This is a genomic window from Luteibacter sp. P4_E6, from assembly GCF_056401535.1.
The window spans coordinates 1-8,810 of record NZ_JBFUJE010000141.1 but is presented as its reverse complement, the minus strand read 5'-3'; the positions used below and the strand labels follow the sequence as shown (position 1 = coordinate 8,810).

General features: G+C 63.8%; 10 protein-coding genes. 6 read left to right on the top strand and 4 right to left on the bottom strand.

The features are described from left to right. On the top strand, positions 1-278 hold a 278-nt coding region (locus AC1DT2_RS10740), incomplete at its 5' end, for a MarC family protein (RefSeq protein ID WP_477296185.1). Between the two features lie 6 nt (positions 279-284). Here the strand turns inward: AC1DT2_RS10740 and AC1DT2_RS10735 are convergent. Next, a complete protein-coding gene (locus AC1DT2_RS10735; protein ID WP_477296184.1) occupies positions 285-1,199 on the bottom strand; it encodes a helix-turn-helix domain-containing protein in 915 nt (304 codons plus the stop codon). A 250-nt stretch (positions 1,200-1,449) separates the two neighbouring features. Between AC1DT2_RS10735 and AC1DT2_RS10730 the strand changes: the two genes are divergently transcribed. The 4 genes from AC1DT2_RS10730 to AC1DT2_RS10715 are packed head-to-tail and all read left to right on the top strand — an operon-like array spanning position 1,450 to position 4,967. Next, entirely contained in the window at positions 1,450-1,734 is a 285-nt protein-coding gene (locus tag AC1DT2_RS10730) for a hypothetical protein (RefSeq protein ID WP_477296183.1), read from the top strand. Positions 1,735-1,738: 4 nt separating this feature from the next. Further along, positions 1,739-3,283 (top strand): multicopper oxidase family protein, encoded by a 1,545-nt coding sequence (locus tag AC1DT2_RS10725; RefSeq protein WP_477296182.1) that lies wholly within the window; start codon positions 1,739-1,741, stop codon positions 3,281-3,283. After that, positions 3,280-4,410 carry a hypothetical protein gene (locus AC1DT2_RS10720; RefSeq protein ID WP_477296181.1) on the top strand — a complete coding sequence of 377 codons (1,131 nt, stop codon included), beginning with the start codon at positions 3,280-3,282 and terminating at the stop codon, positions 4,408-4,410. Before AC1DT2_RS10725 ends, AC1DT2_RS10720 begins: the two co-directional genes overlap by 4 nt. Then, positions 4,410-4,967 (top strand): SCO family protein, encoded by a 558-nt coding sequence (locus AC1DT2_RS10715; RefSeq protein ID WP_477296180.1) that lies wholly within the window; start codon positions 4,410-4,412, stop codon positions 4,965-4,967. The genes AC1DT2_RS10720 and AC1DT2_RS10715 overlap by 1 nt, the downstream gene beginning before the upstream one ends. A gap of 93 nt (positions 4,968-5,060) precedes the next feature. On the opposite strand, the gene AC1DT2_RS10710 is transcribed toward AC1DT2_RS10715, so the two are convergent. The 3 genes from AC1DT2_RS10710 to grrA are packed head-to-tail and all read right to left on the bottom strand — an operon-like array spanning position 5,061 to position 7,321. Beyond that, complete coding sequence (locus tag AC1DT2_RS10710; RefSeq protein WP_213947614.1) at positions 5,061-5,771, bottom strand: hypothetical protein; 711 nt, start codon at positions 5,769-5,771, stop codon at positions 5,061-5,063. After that, positions 5,768-6,928 carry a cyclophane-forming radical SAM/SPASM peptide maturase GrrM/OscB gene (gene grrM / locus AC1DT2_RS10705; RefSeq protein ID WP_477296179.1) on the bottom strand — a complete coding sequence of 387 codons (1,161 nt, stop codon included), beginning with the start codon at positions 6,926-6,928 and terminating at the stop codon, positions 5,768-5,770. Before grrM ends, AC1DT2_RS10710 begins: the two co-directional genes overlap by 4 nt. Before the next feature lie 6 nt (positions 6,929-6,934). Then, positions 6,935-7,321, bottom strand: a complete 387-nt coding sequence (gene grrA / locus AC1DT2_RS10700; RefSeq protein ID WP_477296178.1) for a GrrA/OscA1 family cyclophane-containing rSAM-modified RiPP — start codon at positions 7,319-7,321, stop codon at positions 6,935-6,937. 265 nt (positions 7,322-7,586) lie between these two features. Between grrA and AC1DT2_RS10695 the strand changes: the two genes are divergently transcribed. Further along, positions 7,587-8,810 (top strand): DHA2 family efflux MFS transporter permease subunit (locus AC1DT2_RS10695; protein ID WP_477296177.1); only part of this gene is annotated, 1,224 nt, incomplete at its 3' end.

Below are 8,810 nucleotides of genomic sequence, written 5' to 3'. Positions count from 1 at the left end.
CGATCGCGCTGGGCACGGGGTCACCGCGCGAGGGACCAACGCTCATTCATTTCGCCGCGGTGGGAATCGCCCTGGTGATCCTCACTGCGAGCATTTACCTGTGCATGCGCTATGCCGAGCGTATCGAGCGGCGGCTGGGTACGGCGGGGACGCAGGTGGTGATGCGGTTGTTCGCGTTCTTCATTTTCTGCATCGGGCTGCAGATTCTCTGGCTGGGTGTGTCTGAGTTGATCGGCATGGTATCGACGGCCCGGGGTATCGCCCATCCCATGCCGTAACATTTTTCAAGAGCGTTCGCGTCGCCAGGCACAGGGAGTGGCGCCGGTGAAGCGTTTGAAGATGGTGGTGAAGTGCGCTTGGGTGCGGAAGCCGGTGTCTCCGGCCACTTCGACGACGGACCGTTCCGGCGATGCAAGCAGCGCCTTCGCGTACTCGATTCGCGCGCGTAGGATGTAGTGATGCGGACGCTGCCCGGTGGCCAGGCGGAAGCGGGCGGCGAAATGCATGGGTGATAGTCCCGCGGCGGCGGCAACCGCGGCCAGACTGATCCGATCGCCCAGGTGCCGGTCTATATACGCGTCCACACGCTGCATGCGCCACCGTGGTATCGCCAGCTTCCCCGGGTCGAGCCCGTCGATAGTGGCTGCGCTGGCGAGCTGGAAGAGGCGGCTGAGGACCGCTGTCGCGAAATGCCCCGCCGTTCCGGGCATACACGATCCCGCATTGGCGGCAAGCAGCGCGAGCGCCAGTCGCTCGATCGCGCTGTCGCGATGCATGCCACCGAAGGATGAGCCGTCGAGCACGGCGATGCAGTCCATGTCCCTGGCTGCCTCGCGGACGAATGACACCGGCAGGTACCACTGGAGACTGTCGCCAGGTCCGTCCGCGCACATCGCCAACGCCTGACCCGGCAGGGCGACGTGCACACTCCCCGCCGTGACCGGCCCGTTCACGACGGTTTTGCCGTCCGCAAGCAGCCGCATGGACGTCGCGCTCAGGAAGACGCGCACCACATAGCGATCGGTCGGGGTGATGGCGGTCCGGGGGCCCGAGCCCTGCCGGTCGAGCCAGCGGGTCGCCACGACGCCTGGTGGCGTCCGGGCGAGGACCGGCGGGACATGCCAGAGGGTTTCGAGGTGGATGGCCGTGGTGGCGGTGAGATCGCGCGCGAGCGCGTATGAGGTCTCGTCCAGGCGCACGTTGCCGTCCTCCGCGTCGGATCCCCCAAGGGACAGATAAACGGTACGCCTGCCGGGTCACGCGGAGAGCCGAAAATTTACTTAGGACGAATGGACTGTTCCGACCGGATGGCCACCCGCCTGCGCCGTTCGAATCGGAAAACGGCCATGCATATTCGAAAGACCCTTTTCGCCCGGAACGAGACCATGAGCGGAAAGGGGAGTCGACGCGCGGTGCGTCGGCATCTGTCCGGTCATGGGGAGTTGCACGATGAAGAAGTCCATTCTGCTGGGCGCCGCCGTGGGTGCCGCGCTCGTGTTCGGTTGTGCCACGCAGGCCCAGCAGGGGCCGATGGTGGACATAGGCAACCGGCATGGCAACCTGCGCCAGGCCCAGGAGAACATCGTCCAGGCATGGCATCTGGTGAGCGAAGCGCAGGAAATGAACGACTCGCGCCTGGGTGGACACGCGGCGAATGCCAAGCGCCTGCTCGAGCAGGCGAACGACGAGTTGCGCCTCGCGGCGGATGTCGCCAACGAAAACGGGCGGCACTGAACGCATGACGGGACGCAGGCCCGTGCGCGCGGCAGCCCTTGCCCTCCTGGCGTGCCTGGCGGGTGCGGCCCTGGCCGACCCGCCCTCCGACGACCTGCGCCCGCCACGTGAGTCCACCTACGACGCGAACGGGGTGACCACGGTCACCCTGGTCGCTGCGAAGTCGAAGATCCTCGTCGGCAATACGCCTTACACCTCGCTGGTGTTCAACGAGGACTACGACGCGCCGCTCATCCGCACGCGTCCCGGCGGGACAATCAGGCTCACGCTCGACAACCGCATGGACGAGATGACCAACCTGCATTTCCACGGCATGCAGGTGTCACCCCTGGACGACGGTGACAGCATCTTCCGTACCACCGGTCCGCACGAAGTGGGCAGGTACGTGCTGCGCCTGCCCGACGACCATTCGCCGGGGCCGTACTGGTACCACAGCCATTTCCACGATGGTGCCGAGCACCAGGTGTCCGGCGGCCTTGCCGGGCCGATCCTGGTCGATGGTATCAAGGACCAGTTCCCCGAACTGAAGGACGTGCGCGAGCGCGCGCTGGTACTGCGCAACTTCCAGAAGACATTCACGGGATCGCTCGCCAGCGAGATCGTTACCGGCGCGCCTTCGATCCGTACGATCAACGGACAGTTCCAGCCAACCATCCGCATCCATCCGGGCGAAACGCAGCTCTGGCACCTGTTCAACATTGCGGCGAACCAGTATTTCCGCATCCGCATCGACGGCGTGCACATGCAGCTGCTCTCGCAGGACGCCGACACCGTGGTCAAGCAGGTCGGCGTCGATGAGATGCTGATCGGCCCGTCGGCGCGCGTGAGCATCCTGGTGACCGGCCCCGCGCCCGGTTCCTATCCTCTCCAGTTGGGCTCGGCGAACACGGGTCCCGCGGGCGACACGTATGCCGGCGCGTTGTTGGGCACGCTCGTCTCGTCGGGCGTGCCCATGAAGACGGTGTCGATCACCAGTCCGTATCCATCCATCGCCGACCTGCGCAAGGTGACGCCAGCCAATCGCCGCCGCTTTGTCTTCCAGGATTCCGACTCCGATCCAAATGCATTCTTCATCAACGGGCGGCAGTTCGACATCGGCCGCGTCGACACCACGGTCAAGCTGGGCGATGTCGAAGAATGGACCCTGGTCAACCCGAGCCAGGAACTCCACCAGTTCCACATCCACCAGCTGGATTTCCAGGTGACGAAGATCAACGGCAAGGATGTCGACTTCATTGGTTATCGCGACAACGTGTTCATTCCGGCGCTGGGTTCGACCACGGTGCTCATTCCCTTCACGGACCCGGTCATCCTCGGCAAGTTCGTCTATCACTGCCACATCATGGAGCACGAAGACGGCGGCATGATGCAGGTGATCCAGGTGGTGCGTCCCGCAGAGTACGAGGAGGCCGTGAAACTCGAGCCACTGGGCGGCATCTACGGCGACAACCAGATGTGCACGTACCTGCGGAACACCGGTGGCAATCCGCTCACGCCTCCCTCGGATGCAAGCCGACCGCTGGGRCCAACGCCTGGGGGCAGGCCATGAAGCGGCGTGCGGCGTACGTCGGCATGGGGCTGGCACTCGCGCTTGCGGGACCGGTGCAGGCAAGCAACGGACGCTACCCCAGCCTGGGCATGGACTACAGCACGGCCATCCAGTACGACTTCAACAGCTTGCGCGTGCCAAACCAGCCGCATACCGTCACCACCAACGGTTACTTCGACATCACTACGGCGGTGCACTTCCGCCTGACCACGATTGACGAGATCTGGGTAGGCACCGAGGTCAGTCCGGTGACCGACACGCGCCCCGGTGAGCGTCGCTGGCTCGGGGGCACCGGCCTCAACGTCACCGACGTGAACTGGTATCACCAGGGCTATGTCTCGTCGTTCCGGTTGGGCAAGTTCGATGTGCCGTTCGGACGCGCACAGGACGCCGCACCGGGACTATATACCTCTGATTTCGTCGCACCGTACGCGCTGGGAGGGATGGACGGCGGCACATACGAATACCGCTTTTATACGGACAACTGGGGCACCATCGCGCCGAGCCTGAGCGTCTACGCCGCCGATACCTCGGTGCTTAGCCGTTCCTTCCTGCGCCCGTCGCAACAGGCGCGTCGTTCGGATGGCGGCGCGACCAACACGGGCAAGCCCAACAACGCCGCCGTCGTCGTTAACTGGCGTGCGCCTGCGGCCATTCCATTCCTGGAAGTGCAGGTGGGCTACATGACAAACCACAAAGGCGATATCTCCGCTGCGTCGCCTACGGCGGCGAACGAGCAACTGCGTGTGGCTTCCGTGCGTTACATGATTCCCTTCGTGGCCACGACCGTCCTCGGCCCGACGCTGGCCGGTCGCTACCTGGACCTCGTGCCCTTCGTCGAATACGTGAAAGTGCATAACGAGAACGGCACGCCCGGTTTCGACACCGAATACCTGACCACGTCGCTCACGTTCGACGCCGGTCGCTTCGTCTATGGCCTCACGCACACGAACAAGCAGATTTCCCCGAGTGGCGGACCGCGTACCAACGAGTACCTCACCGAAGCCAGCATGGTCTACCACGTCACCGGTCTGGTCGACCTGGCATTGTCCGGCGGCAGGTCGCGCCAGGGCGGGCAGAACTCAAACCTGCTGGGTGTGTCGATCACGCTCAACGGATCCTTCTGATGCGCCGCCTCTGTATCCTGCTCRCCACCTTGTGCCTGGCCGCCTCGGTGGGCCACGCGGCGAGCCCCGCCGTCGGTGGTCCGTTCCAGCTGACCGATCAGGATGGCCATGCCGTGACGCAGGCATCGTTTGCGGGACGGCCACTGCTTCTCTATTTCGGATACACCTCCTGCCCGGACGTGTGTCCGGTGGACCTCGCGAAGATCGTGAAGATCGCGGGTGCCGTGCATCAGGCAAGCGGGATGACGGTCACGCCGGTCTTCGTCACGATCGACCCCGAACGGGATACGCCGACCCGGCTGCAGGCCTATGTGCGTGCCTTCGGCAATGACGTGGTCGGCCTGACGGGCACGACCGCCCAGATCGATGCGATCACCGATGAGTACCACGTCTACTTCAAGAAGGTGCCCGTCGATGGCGGCTACCTGATGGACCACTCGACGATGCTCTTCCTCGTCGGTTCAAACGGCGCTTACCTCGATCACTACGGGCGCAAGCTGCCCGAAGAGGATGTGGTCAAGCGCGTCGTCGCGACACTGCATGGCTCGGGCACCTAAGGCCATGCGGTGCTTACCCACGCCAAGCACGGAGGTTCCATGAAACACAGCGGCTCTTTGTGGGAGCCGCTTCAGCGGCGATGCTCCTGCTCTTCAATCCCAGAACGCCTCAACAATGCGATCGTTCGGCCCCAGAATAAGCGTCAACCTGTTCGGGTCCGTGTCCAGCTTGCGAATACCATCATTCTCGCGCAGCACGCGCGTGCTTGCCGGCAGGTCCTCTTCGCGCACCGCATCCTTGCCTCCGGCGGAGCCGCCCTTGGGCACAAAGGTCTTGCCGACGCAGTTCGAACAATCCACCTCGCGCCCCTGCGCTTCCGCATAGCCGGGGAGCTGGCTGAGCTTCACCGTGTTCGTGGCGCTGCGCACGCGGATGCCCTTGTAGGGGTGTCCGGGCTCGATCACGAAGATGGCCTCCATGGGGCCGAATTTCGTGGCGCTGGAAGCATCGTCCGGCGCGCGGGCGACAAACAGCAGGTCGAGCATCCCGTCGGCCGAGGGCCCTCGGGAGATGGCGACGAGTTGTGGATCGCTCCAGTTCTCCGTGCTGCTCAGGCCCCGTACGCGAACGATGTCGAGCTCGGGCGCGTGGGTACTGCGTATCAGTTCCACGCTGCTGACCTTGAACAGCGGTTTGATCGCATCGTCGCCCGCTTCCTGCTCGCTGGCCGGTTCCGCCGAGGACGGGGCAGGGGCCTGCTGCGCCGTCGCACCCGGGGCGCTCTGGCCGATGGCCAGGGCGTGCGGTGCAAGCCACAGGCAGCCCGCGGCAACTACGAAAACGAGTTGACTCTTTGCATTCATGACGCACTCCTCACCAGCATGTCGTCGTCGAGGACTGTCTCGAGCCGGTCCAGCGCTTCGAGGATCACGTCCGTGGGTACTTTCTGAACCAGGTCGCAGAACGAGGTCCGGGTGGTGGCGAAACTGCCGTTCTCCGTCAGCTTGTTGATCGGCGAACCGCCACCGCACACGGCGAAATAAGCGCATTCGGCCTTGCATGCGGCCACGCCGGCGGCGATGTCGCGGTGCATGGCACGCATGGCGTCGCTCTGACGCATGGACTCGAGCGAATCGGTGTGGATGTTGCCGACGATGAAGTCGCCGTAGTCGGCGTTTTTCAGCCCCAGCAGCTCGGGGGAGAAACTCGATACGTTGCCGTGGCAGTCGACGTTGACCATGCCGAACGGCTGTACCTGCGAGTTTTCGCCGGCTGCCTCGTCCGGCCTCAGGATACGCGTGAGCATGCTGTCGATCTCGCGCAGGAAACGAATGCCGGCACTCTCCCGCGATTTCCGCCAGAAGGTGCTGAGGAAGGTGCGGAAGCGTGCCGCGGCGTCCTCTTCGGAGAACAGCTCGGAAACGTGATCGCCCTCGGATTCCTCGACGTTGAAGCATACGTCGGTGATGCCGGCATCCCTGTAGAACGCGAGCATCTCGTCAGGTGCCCGAAGGCCTCGCGCCGACAGCACTGAAATCACGTGGAACGGGATGCCTTCGTCGATCAGGCAGCGGATGCCAGCGACGGTTTTGTCATAGGTGCCGCGACCCTGTCGCGTAACCCGGTTGGCATCGTGGATCTCGCGTGGTCCGTCGATGCTCACGCCCACGCCGACCTCCCAGCGACGGAAGAGCGCGCACCAGGCCGCGTCGATCAACATGCCGTTGGTCTGGATGGCATGGCGCACTTCGATCCCGGGCGGACACAGGGATGCGATGAGGGAGAACGCTTCCTCGTAGTACGCAACCGGCATCACCAGCGGCTCGCCGGCGTGCCAGATTACCGTAAGCCAGGGATGGGACCAGCCCGAGCCGAACACCGCGGTGAACACGGCGCGTACCGTGTCCAGCGACATCTTCGAGGTGTCGCTACGGCTGGGCAGGTAGCAATAGCGGCAGGCGATATTGCAGAAGGGTGTGGGCTGAAGCACCACGGTATCGATGCATGGCGGAATATCCACCGCGGCTCACCAGTTGTGCCAGAAGTTGTGCCAACCGCCGTTACCCCAGTTGTGCCAGCCATTATCCCAGTTATGCCAACCGTTGCCCCAGTTCCTCCAGCCGCCGTTTCGCCAGCCGCCATTGCGCCAGCCGAAACCGCCGAAGTTCATCCAGGCCAACAACGGGTAAGCCGTTCCACCGGGCTTCGTCGTCCCGGAGGTTTCCGCGGCGATGCTCTCGCGGATGGCGGCGAGCCGGTCAGCCACGTTGAGCGTGACATGCGCGGGGTCCGGGGCGACACGCGAGGGGGGAAGGGTGGTTGCCTGTGCCGAACCAAGGATGGTGGATGCGCCGAGGATGCCGGCAGGAAGCAGAACGGCGAGGGCTCGGCGGGTACGGTTCCAGTCGGACATGGTGAGCTCCATGGCAGATGAGCGGATGTCGTATGCACGTTAGACACTGGTTGCCCGTAAGGCATGAGTAGATCTACGTAATCCGGACGGCCGATGCCTTGTATATAACTGCAAAGTCAGATATAGTAACTGTCAGCAAGCTGCGCCGTGCCRTGCGGCTGCCGGACGGACCGCCGGTTATCCGCAGGTTCTTGCGGATAACCGATCGCGGCCTTCTTTTTAACTACATGTCTGCAATGTCAGATATATCGAAGCCGGACGCCCCATGTCGTCGTCATCCGCAGAGAGTGTTCCCGCGCCGCTTACCGGCGCGCGTTTTGCACTGGGTGCCATCGCGGTTGCCCTTGCCACGTTCATGAACGTGCTCGATTCCTCGATCGCCAACGTGGCCATTCCCACGTTATCCGGCAACCTCGGCGTCTCGGTGGACGAGGGCACGTGGGTCATCACCCTGTTCGCCGCTGCGAATGCCGTGTCCATCCCGCTGACCGGCTGGCTCACCCAGCGGGTGGGGCAGGTGAAGCTGTTCGTTTTCGCCATCCTCGCGTTCACGTTTTCGTCCTGGCTGTGCGGTATCGCACCGACGCTCCCCGTCCTGCTGGCAGCGCGTGTCCTCCAGGGCGTAGCGGCCGGTCCTCTGGTGCCGTTGTCCCAGGCGTTGCTTCTGAATACGTTCCCGAAAGAAAAGGGGCATTCGGCGCTCTCACTCTGGGCGATGACGGCGACCGTCGGCCCGATCGCCGGGCCGGCCCTCGGCGGATGGATCACGGACAGCTACAGCTGGTCGTGGATCTTCTACATCAACATTCCGGTGGGCCTGTTCGCCGCCGGCGTGGTGTGGACGATCTACCGTGATCGGGAAACGCCGACCAAACGCGTTCCGATCGACGTCATGGGACTGGTTTCGCTGATCGCCTGGGTGGCGTCGTTACAGATCATGCTGGACAAGGGCAAGGACCTGGACTGGTTCAGCTCGCCGCTGATCTGCGCGCTGGGCATCTTCGCCTTGATCAGCTTCCTCTTCTTCGTCATCTGGGAACTGACCGAGGAGCGTCCCATCGTCAACCTTCGCCTGTTCGCCGGCCGTAATTTCCTCGGTGGAACCATTGCGATTTCAGTAGCGTACGGCGTTTTCTTCGCCAACCTCGTCGTCCTGCCGCAGTGGATCCAGGGCTTTCTCGGGTATCGCTCGGTGGATGCCGGGCTGGTGACCGCGCCCCTGGGCATCTTTGCCATCATCCTTGCACCGGCGATGGGACGGATCATGGGTAAGACGGATGCGCGCGTGCTGGCGACGCTGGCCTTCATCGGCTTCGCCGTCGTATTTTTCATGCGCGCGCAGTACGACACCGACGTCGATCGGCTGACCCTCGTGCTGCCGACGCTGTTGCAAGGCATTCCGACCGCGCTGTTCTTCGTGCCGCTCACCGCCATCATTCTTTCCGGATTGCGTCCGGACCAGGTGCCGTCCGCGGCTGGCCTTTCAAAC